This is a genomic window from Shinella agrisoli (genome assembly GCF_046557955.1).
GTDB lineage: Bacteria > Pseudomonadota > Alphaproteobacteria > Rhizobiales > Rhizobiaceae > Shinella.
On the sequence record NZ_JBJIEP010000006.1, the window covers coordinates 183,953 to 199,252 of the forward strand.

Below are 15,300 nucleotides of genomic sequence, written 5' to 3' on the forward strand. Positions count from 1 at the left end.
GCCGGCAGCCGCTGGCAAGACCGGGCGGCCGCTCAGCCGTACCGTGCGATCGCAAGGTCGGTGGCGTCGATCTCCGGCGCCCGTCCGGACACGAGGTCGGCGACGAGGCGGGCGGAACCGCAACTCATCGTCCAGCCGAGCGTGCCGTGGCCGGTGTTGAGGAAGAGGCCGGCGACCTTCGTCGGGCCGATCACCGGCGTGCCGTCCGGCGTCATCGGCCGCAGGCCCGACCAGAAGGTGCCCGCGCTCGCGTCGCCGCCGGGGAAGAGGTCCATGACCGAGTGCTCCAGCGTGTGCCGGCGCGCCTTGCCGAGGTCGTTGGTGTAGCCGGAGATCTCCGCCATGCCGCCGACGCGGATGCGGCTGCCGAGGCGCGTGATGGCGATCTTGTAGGTTTCGTCCATCACGGTCGATTCCGGCGCGCGGGCGGCGTCGGTGATCGGGATGGTCAGCGAGTAGCCCTTGACCGGATAGACCGGCAGGCGGATGCCGAAGGGCCGCACGAGAAGCGGCGAATAGCTGCCGAGCGCGACGACGACGACATCGGCGGGAAGCCGTCCCGTGCCGGTGCGCACGCCGCGCACCCGGCCTGCCTCGACGTCGAGGCCCTTGACCTCGGTGTTCCAGGCGAAGCGCACGCCGAGCGCCCCGGCCTTTCCGGCGAGCGCGTTGGCGAACTTGAAGCAGTCGCCGGTCTCGTCCTTCGGCGTCAGCAGGCCGCCGGCGATCCTTTCGCGCACATGCCCCAGCGCCGGCTCGACGCGGATGCAGCCCTCCGGGTCGAGCACTTCATAGGGAATGCCGTCGGCGGCGAGCGCCTTGACGTCCTTGGCCGAGGCGTCGAGCTGGGCCTCGGTGCGGAAGAGTTGCAGCGTGCCCTGCATGCGCTCGTCATAGGAAATGCCGGTTTCTTCGCGCAGCGCCGTAAGCGAGATGCGGCTGTAATCGGCAAGGCGCAGCATGCGGCTCTTGTTGAGCGCGTAGCGGGCGGACGTGCAGTTGCGCAGCATCCGCGCCATCCAGAGGAGCATGGCGGCGTCGACCTTCGGGCGCAGGATCAGCGGCGCATGCCGCATGAACAGCCACTTCACCGCCTTCATCGGGATGCCGGGAGCGGCCCAGGGCGAGCAGTAGCCGAAGGACACCTCGCCGGCATTGGCGAAGCTCGTTTCCAGCGCCGGGCCAGGCTGGCGGTCGACGACCGTGACCTCGTGGCCGGCCTTCGCAAGCTGGTAGGCCGAGGTGACGCCGACGATGCCGGCGCCGAGAACGATGACTTTCATGGTGTCCTCATCGGGAAGGAGGCGGGCTCAGCGGTAGCGGCGGCCGAGGCCGGTCAGGGCCTCGCAGGAAATGGTGCCGGGGCGACCCGGTCGGCGCCGATGCCATAGGCGTCCGTCTTGACCGCCGCCGGCGCGCGCGCCGGCGCGGCCTTTGCCGCAAGCTTTCCATAGTTGCGGGCAAGGGCCGCAAGATCGACGGTCAGGTGGCCCGACGCGCCGCCCGTACCGGTCGTTCCGCCCCGAATTGCCGACTGTGCCGCGCCGTCCATCTCCCGCCTCCCGTTTCCCGTGGAGGTTATTGAAAGGATCGTGAAATTGCCGACGAAACAGCGCTTTATTCTTGCGCAAAGTCATGATTTTTGAAAGAAACGACGAGAAAATGGAATGATCTGCAATGACGGCACTGGACGCGATCGACCGCAACATCCTGCGGCTCCTTCGGCTCGATGCGCGCATGAGCAATGCGCGCCTGGCCGGCGAGGTCGGCCTTTCTCCTTCCGCCTGCCTCAGGCGGATCAAGCTGATGGAGCAGGCCGGCGTGATCCGCGGCTATACGGCGCTGGTGGATGCCGGAAACGCCGAGTCCTCCATCGCCGTCATCATCAACATCACGCTGGAGCGGCAGACGGAGGAACACCTCGACCGCTTCGAGGCGGCGGTGCGCAAGCACCCGGAAATCCGCGAATGTTTCCTGATGACGGGCGGTTCGGACTACCTCCTGCGCGTCGAGGTCGCCAGTGCCGGCGAGTTCGAGCGCATCCACAAGGAAATCCTCTCGGCCATGCCGGGGGTATCGCGGATCCATTCGAGCTTTGCGATCCGCAACGTGCTGGCGACGCGGCCCAGGGGACGGCGTTAGGGCCTGCACGCCCCTCGAACGGGTCAGCGCTTCGTCCCGTAGTATTTTTCCGCGATGCCGCGGGTGGCGGCGGCGATCTTCGGGCCGATGTCCAGCATCCTCGCCGTATCCGCGCGGGCCGTGGGCGCGGCGACGGCGAGCGCGCCGACCGGCCGGCCGTTCGGCGCGATGATCGGTGCGGCGGCGCTGATGACGCCCATCTCGAAGCCCTGCCGGCTGATCGAGAAGCCGCGTTCCGCCGTTTCCCGCAGGAGCTCGCGCACCGCGCCCGCATCGGTGACGGTCTGCGGGCAGAAGCGGTCCAGCGGCCCCGCCAGCGCCCTGTCGATCTCGGCGGGGGACAGGAAGGCGAGGAAGGCGAGGCCCGAGGCGGTGGCGTGGAAGGGCAGGGCCGCGCCGACATCGACGATCACGCGGTGCGCCTGCGAGGAATCCTCGACATGGATGGTGGCAAGCCGCCCGCCGGAGAATTCCGAGAGGTGGACGGTCTCGCCCGCTTCGTCCGCCAGCGCCTTGACGAAGGGAGCGGCGACGGCGACGAAGGGAAAGCGCGCCTGGCGGATGCGGGCAAGGCGCACGGGCGCCGCGCCGAGCCGGTATTTGCGCGTCTCGCCGTCCTGCTCCACGAAGCCGTGCTTCTCCAGCTCCACCAGGAACCGCCGCGCCGTCGCCTTGTCGAGCGCGGAAAGGCGGGCAAGATCGGACAGGCCGATGTCCCTGCCGAGATCAGCGATGACGTCGAGGAGAAAGAGGGCCTTTCCGATGGTGCTCATTCGTCTCTTCCGGACCGTTGGTTTCGCGCCCTCCTGCTCCGGCATTCCCCATGATACTTAACATGAGAAATAACTTGACGGCGGGGCGGGCTTTTGCAAGTCTATAATCAAAATAAAGGTTCAAATAATGAACCGCAAGCGAAACTCGCAATGGGAACCGCCGCGCGCGCCGCGCACGGCATCAGCAAGGCGGCAGCCGCATCCCGGCGCGCCGCCGGGATGGGAGCAGGATCATGACGGATACGACCGTGCCGCCGGGCGGCGCGAACCAGTTGCGCAAGAACAGCCTCGGCGTCGGGGCCATCACCTTCCTCGTCGTCTCGGCCGCCGCGCCGCTGACGGCGGTTGCCGGCGGCGTCCCGCTGTCGATGCTGCTCGGCAACGGGCCGGGCATTCCGCTGACCTTCGCCTTCGTGACGACGGTTCTCCTTCTCTTCGCCGTCGGCTATGTCGCCATGGCCCGCCATATCAGCAATGCCGGCGCTTTCTACGCCTATACGGCGCAGGGGCTCGGCGGGCTTGCCGGCGGGGCCGCGGCGCTCGTCGCCATCCTCGCCTACAATGCCATGCAGATCGGCATCTTCGGCCTGTTCGGCGCGGCGACGGCCGGTTTCTTCGCCGGCTACGGCCTCGACCTGCCCTGGTGGGTCTGGACCTATGCCGGCATCGCCCTCGTCGCGGTCTTCGGCTATCGCCGGGTGGATTTTTCCGCCCGCGTGCTCGCCGTGCTGGTGGTGCTCGAATATCTCGTCGTGCTGGTCATCGACGCCGCCATCCTGTTCCAGGGTGGCGACAGCGGCCTTTCCGCCGCGCCCTTCACGCCGGCCGCCTTCTTCAGCGGCACGCCGGCCATCGGCATCCTGTTCTGCTTCGCCGCCTTCATCGGCTTCGAGGCGACCACCATCTACAGCGAGGAGGCCCGCGAGCCGGAAAAGACCGTGCCGCGCGCCACCTACATCTCCGTGCTGATCATCGGCCTCTTCTACATGCTGACCTCATGGCTGATGGTCAACGGCGCGGGCGTCGACAAGCTGGTGCCGGAACTCCAGGGCCTTGCCGACCCCACCACCTTCCTTTTCGGCCTCGCGGACCGCTATGTCGGCGGCAGCATCGGCGTGGTGATGGGCCTTCTTTTCATCACCAGCCTGTTTGCCGGCGTCGTCGCCTTCCACAACGGCGTCGCGCGTTATCTCTACGTCGCCGGCCGCGAGGGGCTTCTGCCGCGGGCGCTCGGCGTCACCCATCCGGTGTTCCAGAGCCCGCATGTCGGCTCGGCCGTGCAGACGGTCATCGCCGTGCTCGTCGTCGGCCTCTTCGCCGTCACCGGGCAGGACCCGGTGCTGGGGCTCTTCTCCTGGCTCACCAATGTCGGCACGCTCGCGGTCATCCTCCTGATGGCGCTGACGGCCTTCTCCATAGTCGTCTTCTTCAGCCGCAATCCGGGCCTCGAAGGCAACAGGCTCGTCACCGCGGTCCTGCCGGTGGCAACGGGGCTGATCCTCTCGGCGCTGGTGTTCTATATTGCCACCAACTTCGGCGCGCTCGCCGGGGCGCAAGGGGCGCTCGCCGTGCTCCTGCCCGGCCTCGTGCCGATCGCCGCGGCCATCGGCCTCGTCTGCGCGCTGCGTCTCAAGGCGGGCGATGCCGGCGCCTTCGCGCGGCTCGGCGTCGGGCGGGAAGTCTGAGGACAGCGTCAGGGACAGCCGCACCGGACAGGAAAGACCATGCAGGAAAAGATCGAAGCGCTCCGCAACCTCACCGTCGCTCCCCAGTCGCTCTTCATCGACGGCGCCTGGCGCGAGGCCGCCGACGGCGCGGTGCTGGACGTCGTCTCGCCGATCGACGGGCGGGCGCTGACGACGATCGCCGATGCCGGCGCGCTCGACGTCGACCGCGCCGTCAAGGCCGCCCGCGCCGCCTTCGAAAGGGGCCGCTGGGCCAGGGCGGCCCCGGCCGAGCGCAAGAAGGTGCTGCTGAGGATCGCCGATCTGATCGACAGGCACGCCTTCGAGCTTGCCGTCATCGGCGTGCGCGACAACGGCACGGAAATCGCCATGGCGCTGAAGGCCGAGCCCGGCAGCGCCGCCGGCAGCTTCCGCTACTATGCCGAGGCGATCGACAAGGTCTATGGCGAGATCGCGCCGACGGCCGACGACATTCTCGGCCTCGTCCACCGCGAGCCGGTCGGCGTCGTCGGCGCCATCGTGCCGTGGAACTTCCCGCTGATGATCGGCGCCTGGAAGATCGCCCCGGCGCTCGCGGCCGGCAATTGCGTCGTGCTGAAGCCGGCGGAGACCGCCTCGCTGTCGCTGCTGCGCCTTGCCGAGCTCTGCGCGGAGGCCGGCCTGCCGGAAGGCGTGCTCAACGTCGTCACCGGCCGCGGGGCCGTCGCCGGCGAGGCCATGGGCCTGCACCCCGACATCGACGTGCTGGTCTTCACGGGGTCCGGCCCGGTCGGCCGGCGGCTTCTCGAATATTCCGCCCGCTCCAATTTGAAGCGCGTCTACCTGGAGCTCGGCGGCAAGTCGCCGAACGTCGTCTTCGCCGATGCGCCGGACCTCGACAGGGCGGCGAAGGTCTCGGCCTACGGCATCTTCCGCAATTCGGGCCAGGTGTGCGTGGCGGGCTCGCGCCTCCTCGTCGAGCGCTCCATCGCCGAGGAATTCTCCGCGAAGGTGGCGGCCATCGCCGCCGCCATGAAGGTCGGCGACCCGCTGCTGCTCACCACCGAGGCCGGCGCCGTTTCCAGCGAGGCGCAGCTCGGCAAGGACCTCGCCTTCGCCGAACAGGCGCTCGCCGAGGGCGCGCGGCTGCGCACTGGCGGCAGGCGCATCCTCGCCGAGACGGGCGGCTTCTACATGGAGCCCACCGTCTTCGACGTGACGCCGGGCATGACGCTCGCCCGCGAGGAGGTGTTCGGCCCCATCCTCTCGATCATCCCCTTCGACGGCGAGGAGGACGCGCTCGCCATCGCCAACGGCACCGAATACGGCCTCGCCTCCGCCGTCTGGACTGCCGACCTCTCGCGGGCGCACCGCATGGTGCGCGGCATCCGCGCGGGCGTGGTGCATGTCAACACCTATGGCGGGGCGGACAATACCGTGCCGCTCGGCGGCGTGCGCCAGTCCGGCAACGGCCACGACAAGTCGCTGCATGCGCTGGACAAGTATGTCGACCTGAAGACGGCCTGGATCCAGCTCTAGGAGCGCGCATTCCCGAAGGGCGTTTGCTCACGGGGCTGGACGGCGACGGCGTGCGCTAGGGCGGCCGCCCCCAACGGGCGGCGTCAGTAGACCTTGGCGGTTGCGGGGGCCTTCGCCGGATCGGCAGCCTTGAAGTCGGCCAAAAGCTTCGTCGTGGCATTGGCGAGCAGCGTCACGTCGTTGCCGATGGCGACGAAGGTGGCACCGAGATCGAGGTAGCGTTTCGCAAGGCCGAGATCGCCGGTGAGGATGCCGGCCGCCTTGCCGTGCGACTGGATCTTTTTCAGCGCCTTCTCCACCTCGGCCTGCACCTCGGGCGCGCCGGGCTTTCCGAGGAAGCCCATGTCGGCGGCAAGGTCGGCCGGGCCGATGAAGACGCCGTCGACACCCTCGGTGCCGGCGATGGCGTCGAGCGCTGCAAGGCCGGCGCGGCTTTCCACCTGCAGCAGCAGGCAGACCTCGTCATTGGCCGTCTGGAGATAGTCCGTCGTGCGGTTGAAGGCCGAGGCGCGCGCCAGCGCCGCGCCCACCCCGCGCACGCCGTGCGGCGGGTAGCGCACGGCCTTCACCATGGCCTCCGCCGTCGCCTTGCCGTCGACCATGGGGATCAGCAGCGTCTGCGCGCCGATGTCGAGCAATTGCTTGACGATCCAGGTCTCGCCGATCGGCGGGCGGATGACGGCGTGGCTTGCCGAACCCTTCATCGCCTGGAGCTGGGAGACGAGCAGCGGCACGTCGTTCGGCGCGTGCTCGGCGTCGAGCAGCAGCCAGTCGTAGCCCGCCTCCGCGCAGATCTCGACCGTGTAGGGACTGGCGAGCGCCTGCCAGAGGCCGATCTGCGCGCGGCCCTCCTTCAGCGCCTGCTTGAAGCGGTTTTTCGGGGCGGGCATGGCAACTCCTATGCGAAGAACAGGCTGACGGTGCCGTAGGGGCCGAAATCGCCGACGATGGTATCGCCGTGGCGGGCCTCCACCGGGCGGATGAAGGAGCCGGCGAGCACGACCTGGCCCGCCTCGATGCCGTCGCCGTATTGGGCGAGGCGGTTGGCGAGCCAGGCGACGCCGCGGGCCGGCTGGTTGAGCACGCCGGCGCCGAGGCCGGTTTCCTCCACCTGCGCATTCCGGCTGACGATGGCGCCCATCCAGCGCATGTCGATCCGGTCGGGCCTGACGGCGCGCCCGCCCGTGACGATGCCGGCATTGGCGGCGTTGTCGGCGATCGTGTCGACGATGGTGCGCGCCTTCTTCGTTTCGGGATCGACGCGCAGGATGCGCGTGTCGAGGATTTCCAGCGCAGGGGTCACGTAATCGGTGGCGTTCAGCACGTCGAAGACGGTGACGCCGGGGCCTTTCAGCGGCGCCTTCATGACGAAGGCGATCTCCGCCTCGACGCGCGGCTGGATGAAGCGGTCCGCCGGCACGCTCGCGCCGTCCTCGAAGACCATGTCGTCGAACAGCACGCCGGAATCGGGGATGTCGATGTTCAGCGCATATTGCATCGCCTTGGAGGTAAGGCCGATCTTCCAGCCGATCACGCGGCGGCCGCCGGCGATCTTCTTCCTCACCCAGGCGCCCTGGACCGCATAGGCGTCGTCCATGGTCATGCCGGGATGTTTCAGCGAGAGGAGGCCGGTCTGGACGCGGGTCCGTTCGGCCGTATCGAGGCTTGTCGCGGCGGCGCGGATGTCGTCTGGCGTCAGCATGGCCGGATAACCTCGTCGGCGACGGTGTTGCTGAGAAGGCCGATGCCCTCGGCCTCGACTTCCACCACGTCGCCCGGCTTCAGCCAGACCGGCGGGTCGAAGCGCGCGCCGGCGCCGGTCGGCGTGCCGCAGACGATGACGTCGCCCGGAACCAGCGTCGTGAAGGTGGAGATGTAGGCGACGATCCTGCGGAAGGAGAAGATCATGCGGCCGGTGCGGTCGCCCTGGCGCACTTCGCCGTTGACGCGGGTTTCGAGCTTCACGTCGGCAAGCTGGCTCTCGTCCGTATAGGGCACCAGCCAGGGGCCGATGGAGCCGGTGGCGTCGAAATTCTTGCCCTGCGTGACGTTGAACTTGGCGTGCCGCACCCAGTCGCGGATCGTGCCCTCGTTGCAGAGGGTGAGGGCCGCGATGTGGTCCAGCGCGTCGGCCTCGGAAATGCGCCGGCCGCCCTTGCCGATGACGATGGCGATCTCGCCCTCGTAGTCGAGCTGCGGGCTTTCCGGCGGGCGGATCAGCGGCCGGCCGTGGCCGGTGAAGGAGCGCGGGAAGCGGACGAACAGCGACGGATTGGAGGGTGCCGCCTGGCCGTCCTTGTATTCCTCGTTGCGGTCCGGGAAGTTGACGCCGACGCAGACGATCTTCTCCGGCGCGGGGATCGGGATTTCGTAGGTGATGTCCGAGAGCGCGTGGTCGGCGGGAAGCGCCGCCGCCTCGTCCGCCAGCCTCGCCAGAGCCTCCGCCTCGATCGCCTCGCGCAGGCTCGGCCAGCGCGCGCCATGGCGCGCCGAGAGGTCGACGACGCCGTCCTCCCTGACGAGGCCGTACTTCAGGGCACCCTGATGGGAAAAGCCGGCGAGGCGGGGCCGTTCGGCCATGGCGGTCTCCTTAGGTCAATGCGCGGGCGATCCCGGTGATCGCCTCGAAGGCGGTGTCGGCGTCGTCGCGGGTCATCTCGAACTGGCCCGCCTGGAAACGGATGGCGATGCGGCCCTCGACGCGGGTCTGCGTGAGGTAGATGCGGCCGTCGTCGTTGATGGCGTTGACGAGGGCGATGTTGTGCCGGTCGGCATCGCCTTCCGTCCTGTGGCGGAAGGAGAAGAGCGAGAGCACCGGCTCGCTGACGATCTCGAAATCCGGCTCTGCGGCAAGCCGCGCGGCGAGTTCTCTCGACCATGCGACATGGTTGCGGATCATCGTGCGCAGGCCTGCAAGGCCGTGGTAGCGCATCAGGAACCACAGCTTCAGCGCGCGGAAGCGGCGGCCGAGCGGCACGGACCATTCGGAATAGTTGACGATGCCGTCATGGCCGTGGGTCTTCAGATATTCCGGCTGGATGGCGAGCGTGCGCACCTGGTCCTCGGGGCTCCTGACGAACTGCACCGAACAGTCGAAATTCGCCCCCAGCCATTTGTGCGGGTTGAAGACGATGGAATCGGCCGCCTCGATGCCGTCCCAGAGCGTGCGGAATTCCGGGCAGATCATGGCCGAGCCCGCCCAGGCGGCATCGACATGGAGATAGAGGCCGTGGGCCTTCGCCACCGCCGCCACGTCGCGGATCGGATCGCAGGCGCCGATGGAGGTGCCGCCGGTGCAGGCGATGACGCCGGCCGGGATATGGCCGGCCGCGAGGTCCGCCTCGATCGCGGCGCGGAGCGCGTCCGGGTCCATCCCGTTGAGCGGCCTCTTGCCGGGGATGCGCACGAGGTTCGCCTCGCCGATGCCGGCGATCCAGATCGCCCGGTCGATGGAGGTGTGCACCTGCCCGGAAGCATAGACGCGCACGGCCCTGTGCGCGGCCAGACCCTCGCTGTTGCCCTTCCAGGAAAGCGCCTTTTCGCGCATCACCAGCACGGCGGCGAGCGTCGCGGTGGAGGCGGAATCCTGGATGACGCCGGAAAAGCCGTCCGGCAGGCCGAGCGCCTGCCGCAGCCAGTCGACGGTGCGGGTCTCGAGCTCCGTCGCCGCCGGCGAGGTCTGCCAGAGCATGCACTGGGCGGCGACGGCGGTGACGAGGTAATCCGCGATCACCGAGACCGGCGCGGCATTGGCCGGGAAATAGGCGAAGAAGCGCGGATGCTGCCAGTGGGTGAGCCCGTCGGGGACGATCCGCTCGAAATCGGCGAAGATCGTCTCCATGGCCTCGCCCGCTTCCGGGGCGGCGCTGGCGATCTGCCTTGCGATGTCGCCCGGCTTCGTGCGCGCGCGCACCGGCCGCGCGCGCAGCCCCGCCCGGTAGTCGGCGCCCCAGTCGGCGGCGGCTCGCGACCAATGGCGGAATTCTTCGCTGTCCATGTCCTGGCTCCCTCGATGGCATCGCGCTGTTCTCGGCGCTCGGCCGGCGATTTGCAATGCCCGTCAGGGGGCGATGATCGGCTGGGCCTTGAGCTGCGAGTCCGAGACGGCGGTGCCGGCGAAGAGGCTGCCGTGCTCGAACCAGGATTTCGGCGCCGGCGCGCCCCAGAGCGTCTGGCGCTGCGGGTCCTTGAGGTCCCACTTGATGGGCTCCAGGTCCGGATCGACCGTCTGGTAGTCCGAGCAGTAGATCTCGATGCGGTGGCCGTCCGGGTCGAGGATATAGAGGAAGAAGGCGTTGGAGATGCCGTGGCGGCCGGGGCCGCGCTCGATGTTCGCGACCCAGCCGGTCGTCGCCATCAGATCCAGGAGGTCGATGATGTTGAGCGGCGTCGGCACCCAGAAGGCGGTGTGGTGCAGGCGGGGACCGCGGCCATTGGTGAAGGCGATGTCGTGCACGCCGCCCTTGCGGTGCGTCCAGGCGGCCCAGAGCTTGCCGGTCTCCTCGTCCTGCGTGTACTCGGTCACGCGGAAGCCGAGTTCGTTGTAGAAGGCGACGGAGGCGTCGACATCGGGCGAGAAGCAGTTGAAGTGGTCGATGCGCAGCGGCTTGACGCCGCGATAGAGCGCGTATTTCTGGTGGATCGGCGGCAGGCGGTCCATCCTGGTGTAGAATTCCAGCGGAATGCCATGCGGGTCGCGCGTGCGGAAGGTGCGGCCCTGGTAGGGGCGCTCGACCCAGTCCACCGGCAGGCCCTTGCCCTTGAAGAAGCGAACCGCCTTCTCAAGATCCTCCTCGTCGAAGACCTTGAAGCCGAGGTCGCGCGCTTCCGGCTCGTCGCATTTCTTGAGGACGATGCAGTGGTGGCCGCGCTCCTCCATGGCGCGCAGGTAGATCGTGTCGGCCGTCTCGTCGGTCACCTGCAGGCCGAGCGTATCGACATAGAAGGCGCGGGATCTCGCAAGGTCCGTGACGCCGAATTCGACATGGCTGAGGCGCACGATGTTGAAGGGCGGGTAGAGATTGGGCTGGGGTACGGGCATCTTGTCCTCCTCGAGCCCGCCTCGGCAGGCGAGGACGGGCGCAGTCTGCCGGTTTGGCGGGATCAGCCGCCGAGCTTCGGGATGGCGTGGGCGCGGGTGGAAAAGGCGATGTTCTTCGTCTCCATGTAGAAATCGAAGGACCAGTCGCCGCCGTCGCGGCCGATGCCGGAATTCTTGACGCCGCCGAAGGGTGTCGGCAGGTGGCGCACGTTCTCCGAGTTCACCCAGATCATGCCCGCGTCGAGACGGTCGGTGAAGCGGAAGGCGCGGGTGACGTCCGATGTCCAGAGATAGCCGGTCAGGCCGTACTGGACGTCGTTGGCGAGCGACAGCGCCTCGGCCTCGTCCTTGAAGGGGATCGCGGTCAGCACGGGGCCGAAAATCTCCTCCTGCGCGATGCGCATGGCGTTGCTGGCGCCGGTGAAGAGCGTCGGCAAGACGTAGCAGCCGCCGCCCGGCCCATCGAACTTCCCGCCGCCGGCGGCCACCGTCGCGCCTTCCTTGCGGCCGATCTCGATATAGTCCAGCACCTTCTTCTCGTGCACCGGATGGATGAGCGGGCCGACGACGGTTTCGGGATCGAGCGGATGGCCGACCTTGATGCGCCCGGCCTTTTCCGCGACGAGGGCGGTGAAGCGGTCGTAGATGCCGTCTTCCACCAGAAGACGCGAGGAGGAGGTGCAGCGCTCGCCGTTCAGCGAATAGATCATGAAGACGGCGGCGTCCGCCGCGCGTTCGAGGTCCGCATCGGCGAAGACGACGACGGGGTTCTTGCCGCCGAGCTCGAAATGCACGCGCTTCAGCGTGTCGGCGCCCTGCTTCATGATCATCGAGCCGGTGCGGCTTTCGCCGACGAAGCCGATGGCCTTGATCAGCGGGTGCTCGGTCAGCGCCTTGCCGGCATCCTCGCCGAAGCCGTTGACGAGGTTCCAGACGCCCTTCGGCAGGCCGGCTTCCTCCGCGATCTCGACCAGCAGGCGCGCGGTCAGCGGCGAGAATTCGGCCGGCTTGTGGACGATGGTGCAGCCGGCGGCGAGCGCCGGGGCGATCTTCCACGTGGAGAGCATGAAGGGCGTGTTCCAGGGCGTGATGATGCCGACCGGGCCGATCGGCACGCGGGTCGTCATGTTGACCTGCGCCTCAGCGCGCAGCGTCCTGCCGTCGCGGGCCTCCGGCGCGCGGTCGGCGAAGAAGCGGAAGTTCTCCGCCCCGCGCAGCGCGGCCTTGGCCATGAAGCGCAGCGACTGCCCCGTATCCATGCATTCGACGAAGGCGATCTCCTCGGCGCGGGCCACGATGGCGTCGGCGATCCTGTGCAGGAGTTTTTTGCGCGTTTCGCCGGGCATCGCCGCCCATTCCGCGAAGGCGGCCTTGGCGGCCTTGGCGGCGCGGTCGATGTCGGCGGCCGCGCCCTTGGCGACGGTCGCCAGCGGCTTCAGGTCGACGGGGGAGACGGTCTCGAAGGTCGCGCCGCCGGCGGCCGGCACGTCCTCGCCGGCGATGCGGTTCAAGACGCCGTTCTGCCTGAAGCGGGCAAGATAGGCCTCCGCCTTGGCGAGGTTTTCCTGGAATTTCGACATGGTGTTTCCCGTTACTTGCCGCGCAGGCGCGGATGGATGGCGTTCTTCTTCCAGCTCAGTTCCGCGTCGATTTCGCGGATTTCGAGCGACAGCGCGAAATGCGGCGTCTCGAAGAGGGGCGCGAGCAGCCGGCCGGCCGTCGAAAAGAGCGCTTCTCCGGCGCGCTTCTTCTCCTCCGCGCTGCGGCCCTTGCCGATGCGCAGGGTGAGGTCGATGAAGGCGTTTTCCGGCAGACGGTCGGCAATTGCATAGTGATCGGCCCTGAGCGCCCGCACCCGGACCGCGCCGACCTCGAAGAGGCCGGTTTCGAGCACGGTCTCCAGGAGCGCCGCACAGAGCGCGTCAAGGTCGGTGCGGCCTTCCAGATTGGCCGAATATTCCACGGTCAGATGCGGCATCGTTCCTCCCGGCGCACTATGTTGATTAACATGTTAAAGAAATGAACGCATGTCAAGAGGGCCTTGATGTTGGTTCGTTATATGAACCATAGCTTCAAATATAGACTTGCAATGCACCCCGCTTCCTGTCAATTTATTTCTCATGTTAAGTATCCCACGGAAGCGTCCGGAGAGGCGCGGCGGGCGAAGACCGGGCTTGACGCGAGGCGCATCGAATGGACGCTTTGGCGCGGGCCCGACCATAACGAGGAGGAACGGTTGATGAGCGCAAGTGCCCGTCTGCCCCGGATTCTGGTGATCGGCACCGGCGACACCAAGAGCGAAGAGCTTCTTTTCATGGCCGAGGTCATCGGCAGGGCGGGCGGCGTGCCGGTGACGGTCGATGTCAGCGTGCTCGGCGATCCGCCCTATGCGCCCGATCATTCCAGGCACGACATCACGGCCGCCGCCGGCACGGACATTCAGGCCATCCTCGGCGGCGGCGACGAGAACTCCGCCATGGCGGCGATGGCAAGAGGCGCCGCCAGGCTGGTGCGCGGCCTCTCCGAGGCGGGGCAGGTGGACGGCATGATCGCGCTCGGCGGCTCGCTCGGCACGGACCTCGCCCTCGACGTCGCCGCCGTCCTGCCGCTCGGCACCCCGAAGTTCATCGTCTCCACCATCGCCTATTCCCATCTCCTGCCGCCGGAGCGCATCGCCCCGGACCTGATGATGATCCTGTGGGCCGGCGGGCTCTACGGGCTGAACCCGATCTGCCGGGCGGTGCTCTCGCAGGCCTGCGGCGCCGTCGTCGGCGCGGCGAAGGCGGCCGAGAAGCCCGGCCGCGGGCGGCCGCTGATCGGCATGACCTCGCTCGGCTCCTCCTGCCTCAAATATATGAAGGTGCTGAAGCCGGAGCTGGAAAGGCGCGGCTACGATGTCGCCGTCTTCCATTCCACCGGCATGGGCGGGCGCGCCTACGAGGCCGTGGCGGCCCGCGGGGAATTCGCCGCCGTCTTCGACTTCTGCATCCAGGAAGTCACCAATGCGGAAAACGGCTCGGTCGTCACCTCGGGTCCGGACCGCATGGAAAATGCCGGCCGGGCCGGCATCCCGCAGATCATCGCCCCCGGTGCGGTCGACATGGTGGACATGCCCGCCTGGCAGGAAACGCCCGCGCGCTTTTCCGGCCGGCCCTACCACGCCCACAACCGGCTGATCGCCTCCGTCACCGTCTCGCCGCAGCAGCGCCGCGCGGTGGCGCGTGTCGTGGCGGCCAGGATGGCGGCGGCGGGCGCCCCCGTCGCCTTCCTTCTGCCGAGGCGGGGCATCCAGGAATGGGACCGGGAGGGCGAGCCGCTGCACGAGCCGGAGGCGCTCGACGCCTTCCTCGACGAGATGCGCAGGGCCGTGCCGGCATCGGTCGATTTCACGGAGGTGGACGCGCATATCAACGCCCCCGAATTCGCCCTCAAGGCCCTGGAAGTCTTCGACCGGTGGGTCGCCGAGGGCATCGTCGAAAGAGGCCGCACGGAATGACGAAAGCCCTCATCCTCGATTTCGGCGGGGTCGTCACCCGCACGCTGTTCGAGACGCACGACATCACCGAGCGGGCGCTGGGGCTTCCGGCCGGCACGCTCGCCTGGCGCGGCCCCTTCGATCCTTCCACCGATCCGCTCTGGGTCTCCATGCAGGCGGGGGAGATCACCGAGCGCGACTACTGGATGGCCCGCACCCGGGAGGTCGGCGCGCTCGTCGGCGAGGAATGGACGGACATGAAGACCTTCGTGCAGCGGGCGCGCGGGGCGGATGCCGGGCTGGTGCTGCGCCCGCAGGCGCGCGATGCCATCCTGAAGGCGAAGGAGGCGGGCCTCAGGCTCGCCATCCTTTCCAACGAGCTCGACCTCTTCTACGGCGTGGACTTCCGAAAGCGCTTTCCGCTGATCGGCCTCTTCGACGTCATCGTCGACGCCACCTATACGAAGATCCTCAAGCCCGATCCGCGCGCCTACGAACGGGTGCTCGCCGAACTCGGCCTCGACCGGGCGGACTGCGTCTTCGTCGACGACCAGAAGAGGAACATCGACGGGGCGGCGGCCGTGAACCTGCCCCATGTGCATTTCGACGTGACCCGGCCTGCCGAAAGCTACGCGCAGGCGCTGAAGATGCTTGGAATTTGAAAGG

General features: G+C 68.2%; 15 protein-coding genes. 5 read left to right on the plus strand and 10 right to left on the minus strand.

The features are described 5' to 3' along the window. Window positions 1–32: 32 nt before the first annotated feature. Both ACIIOY_RS08220 and ACIIOY_RS08225 read right to left on the minus strand, forming a co-directional pair. Window positions 33–1,283 carry a D-amino acid dehydrogenase gene (locus ACIIOY_RS08220; RefSeq protein ID WP_411034159.1) on the minus strand — a complete coding sequence of 417 codons (1,251 nt, stop codon included), beginning with the start codon at window positions 1,281–1,283 and terminating at the stop codon, window positions 33–35. A 53-nt stretch (window positions 1,284–1,336) separates the two neighbouring features. Beyond that, on the minus strand, window positions 1,337–1,552 hold the full coding sequence (locus ACIIOY_RS08225; RefSeq protein WP_411034160.1) for an alanine racemase: 216 nt from the start codon (window positions 1,550–1,552) through the stop codon (window positions 1,337–1,339). A gap of 125 nt (window positions 1,553–1,677) precedes the next feature. Between ACIIOY_RS08225 and ACIIOY_RS08230 the strand changes: the two genes are divergently transcribed. Next, entirely contained in the window at window positions 1,678–2,142 is a 465-nt protein-coding gene (locus ACIIOY_RS08230) for an Lrp/AsnC family transcriptional regulator (RefSeq protein ID WP_411034161.1), read from the plus strand. Window positions 2,143–2,165: 23 nt separating this feature from the next. Here the strand turns inward: ACIIOY_RS08230 and ACIIOY_RS08235 are convergent, their stop codons facing one another. After that, the gene (locus tag ACIIOY_RS08235) at window positions 2,166–2,915 is read right to left on the minus strand and encodes an IclR family transcriptional regulator (protein ID WP_411034162.1); all 750 of its coding nucleotides are present in this window, start codon (window positions 2,913–2,915) and stop codon (window positions 2,166–2,168) included. A gap of 233 nt (window positions 2,916–3,148) precedes the next feature. On the opposite strand from ACIIOY_RS08235, the gene ACIIOY_RS08240 reads away from it, so the two are divergent. Both ACIIOY_RS08240 and ACIIOY_RS08245 read left to right on the plus strand, forming a co-directional pair. Beyond that, window positions 3,149–4,600, plus strand: a complete 1,452-nt coding sequence (locus tag ACIIOY_RS08240) for an APC family permease (protein WP_411034163.1) — start codon at window positions 3,149–3,151, stop codon at window positions 4,598–4,600. Between the two features lie 39 nt (window positions 4,601–4,639). Continuing rightward, window positions 4,640–6,118 carry an aldehyde dehydrogenase gene (locus ACIIOY_RS08245; RefSeq protein ID WP_411034164.1) on the plus strand — a complete coding sequence of 493 codons (1,479 nt, stop codon included), beginning with the start codon at window positions 4,640–4,642 and terminating at the stop codon, window positions 6,116–6,118. Between the two features lie 83 nt (window positions 6,119–6,201). Here ACIIOY_RS08245 and hpaI read toward each other — a convergent pair whose 3' ends face one another. The 7 genes from hpaI to ACIIOY_RS08280 form a co-directional block, all read right to left on the minus strand. Then, window positions 6,202–7,008 (minus strand): 4-hydroxy-2-oxoheptanedioate aldolase, encoded by an 807-nt coding sequence (gene hpaI / locus ACIIOY_RS08250; RefSeq protein ID WP_411034165.1) that lies wholly within the window; start codon window positions 7,006–7,008, stop codon window positions 6,202–6,204. An 8-nt stretch (window positions 7,009–7,016) separates the two neighbouring features. Next, the gene (gene hpaH / locus ACIIOY_RS08255) at window positions 7,017–7,820 is read right to left on the minus strand and encodes a 2-oxo-hept-4-ene-1,7-dioate hydratase (protein ID WP_411034166.1); all 804 of its coding nucleotides are present in this window, start codon (window positions 7,818–7,820) and stop codon (window positions 7,017–7,019) included. Next, window positions 7,814–8,698 carry a fumarylacetoacetate hydrolase family protein gene (locus tag ACIIOY_RS08260; protein ID WP_411034167.1) on the minus strand — a complete coding sequence of 295 codons (885 nt, stop codon included), beginning with the start codon at window positions 8,696–8,698 and terminating at the stop codon, window positions 7,814–7,816. The genes hpaH and ACIIOY_RS08260 overlap by 7 nt, the downstream gene beginning before the upstream one ends. Window positions 8,699–8,708: 10 nt before the next feature. Then, complete coding sequence (locus ACIIOY_RS08265) at window positions 8,709–10,115, minus strand: pyridoxal phosphate-dependent decarboxylase family protein (RefSeq protein WP_411034168.1); 1,407 nt, start codon at window positions 10,113–10,115, stop codon at window positions 8,709–8,711. Between the two features lie 63 nt (window positions 10,116–10,178). Beyond that, a complete protein-coding gene (hpaD, locus tag ACIIOY_RS08270; RefSeq protein ID WP_411034169.1) occupies window positions 10,179–11,159 on the minus strand; it encodes a 3,4-dihydroxyphenylacetate 2,3-dioxygenase in 981 nt (326 codons plus the stop codon). A gap of 62 nt (window positions 11,160–11,221) precedes the next feature. Further along, on the minus strand, window positions 11,222–12,739 hold the full coding sequence (gene hpaE / locus ACIIOY_RS08275) for a 5-carboxymethyl-2-hydroxymuconate semialdehyde dehydrogenase (RefSeq protein ID WP_411034170.1): 1,518 nt from the start codon (window positions 12,737–12,739) through the stop codon (window positions 11,222–11,224). An 11-nt stretch (window positions 12,740–12,750) separates the two neighbouring features. Beyond that, window positions 12,751–13,137 (minus strand): 5-carboxymethyl-2-hydroxymuconate Delta-isomerase, encoded by a 387-nt coding sequence (locus ACIIOY_RS08280; RefSeq protein ID WP_411034171.1) that lies wholly within the window; start codon window positions 13,135–13,137, stop codon window positions 12,751–12,753. A 261-nt stretch (window positions 13,138–13,398) separates the two neighbouring features. Here ACIIOY_RS08280 and ACIIOY_RS08285 point away from each other — a divergent pair, with 261 nt between their 5' ends. Together ACIIOY_RS08285 and ACIIOY_RS08290 are read left to right on the plus strand one after the other, a co-directional pair. After that, window positions 13,399–14,655 (plus strand): Tm-1-like ATP-binding domain-containing protein, encoded by a 1,257-nt coding sequence (locus tag ACIIOY_RS08285; protein WP_411034172.1) that lies wholly within the window; start codon window positions 13,399–13,401, stop codon window positions 14,653–14,655. Then, a complete protein-coding gene (locus tag ACIIOY_RS08290; protein ID WP_411034173.1) occupies window positions 14,652–15,296 on the plus strand; it encodes an HAD-IA family hydrolase in 645 nt (214 codons plus the stop codon). Before ACIIOY_RS08285 ends, ACIIOY_RS08290 begins: the two co-directional genes overlap by 4 nt. Window positions 15,297–15,300: the final 4 nt, after the last annotated feature.

Coding starts and splice junctions, on each gene's coding strand:
- ACIIOY_RS08280 (WP_411034171.1), bottom strand. CDS start 13,137: ATGCCGCATCTGACCGTGGAATATTCGGCCAATCTGGAAGGCCGCACC.
- hpaE (WP_411034170.1), bottom strand. CDS start 12,739: ATGTCGAAATTCCAGGAAAACCTCGCCAAGGCGGAGGCCTATCTTGCC.
- hpaI (WP_411034165.1), bottom strand. CDS start 7,008: ATGCCCGCCCCGAAAAACCGCTTCAAGCAGGCGCTGAAGGAGGGCCGC.
- ACIIOY_RS08285 (WP_411034172.1), top strand. CDS start 13,399: ATGAGCGCAAGTGCCCGTCTGCCCCGGATTCTGGTGATCGGCACCGGC.
- ACIIOY_RS08290 (WP_411034173.1), top strand. CDS start 14,652: ATGACGAAAGCCCTCATCCTCGATTTCGGCGGGGTCGTCACCCGCACG.
- hpaH (WP_411034166.1), bottom strand. CDS start 7,820: ATGCTGACGCCAGACGACATCCGCGCCGCCGCGACAAGCCTCGATACG.
- ACIIOY_RS08260 (WP_411034167.1), bottom strand. CDS start 8,698: ATGGCCGAACGGCCCCGCCTCGCCGGCTTTTCCCATCAGGGTGCCCTG.
- ACIIOY_RS08225 (WP_411034160.1), bottom strand. CDS start 1,552: ATGGACGGCGCGGCACAGTCGGCAATTCGGGGCGGAACGACCGGTACG.
- ACIIOY_RS08230 (WP_411034161.1), top strand. CDS start 1,678: ATGACGGCACTGGACGCGATCGACCGCAACATCCTGCGGCTCCTTCGG.
- ACIIOY_RS08245 (WP_411034164.1), top strand. CDS start 4,640: ATGCAGGAAAAGATCGAAGCGCTCCGCAACCTCACCGTCGCTCCCCAG.
- hpaD (WP_411034169.1), bottom strand. CDS start 11,159: ATGCCCGTACCCCAGCCCAATCTCTACCCGCCCTTCAACATCGTGCGC.
- ACIIOY_RS08235 (WP_411034162.1), bottom strand. CDS start 2,915: ATGAGCACCATCGGAAAGGCCCTCTTTCTCCTCGACGTCATCGCTGAT.
- ACIIOY_RS08265 (WP_411034168.1), bottom strand. CDS start 10,115: ATGGACAGCGAAGAATTCCGCCATTGGTCGCGAGCCGCCGCCGACTGG.
- ACIIOY_RS08220 (WP_411034159.1), bottom strand. CDS start 1,283: ATGAAAGTCATCGTTCTCGGCGCCGGCATCGTCGGCGTCACCTCGGCC.
- ACIIOY_RS08240 (WP_411034163.1), top strand. CDS start 3,149: ATGACGGATACGACCGTGCCGCCGGGCGGCGCGAACCAGTTGCGCAAG.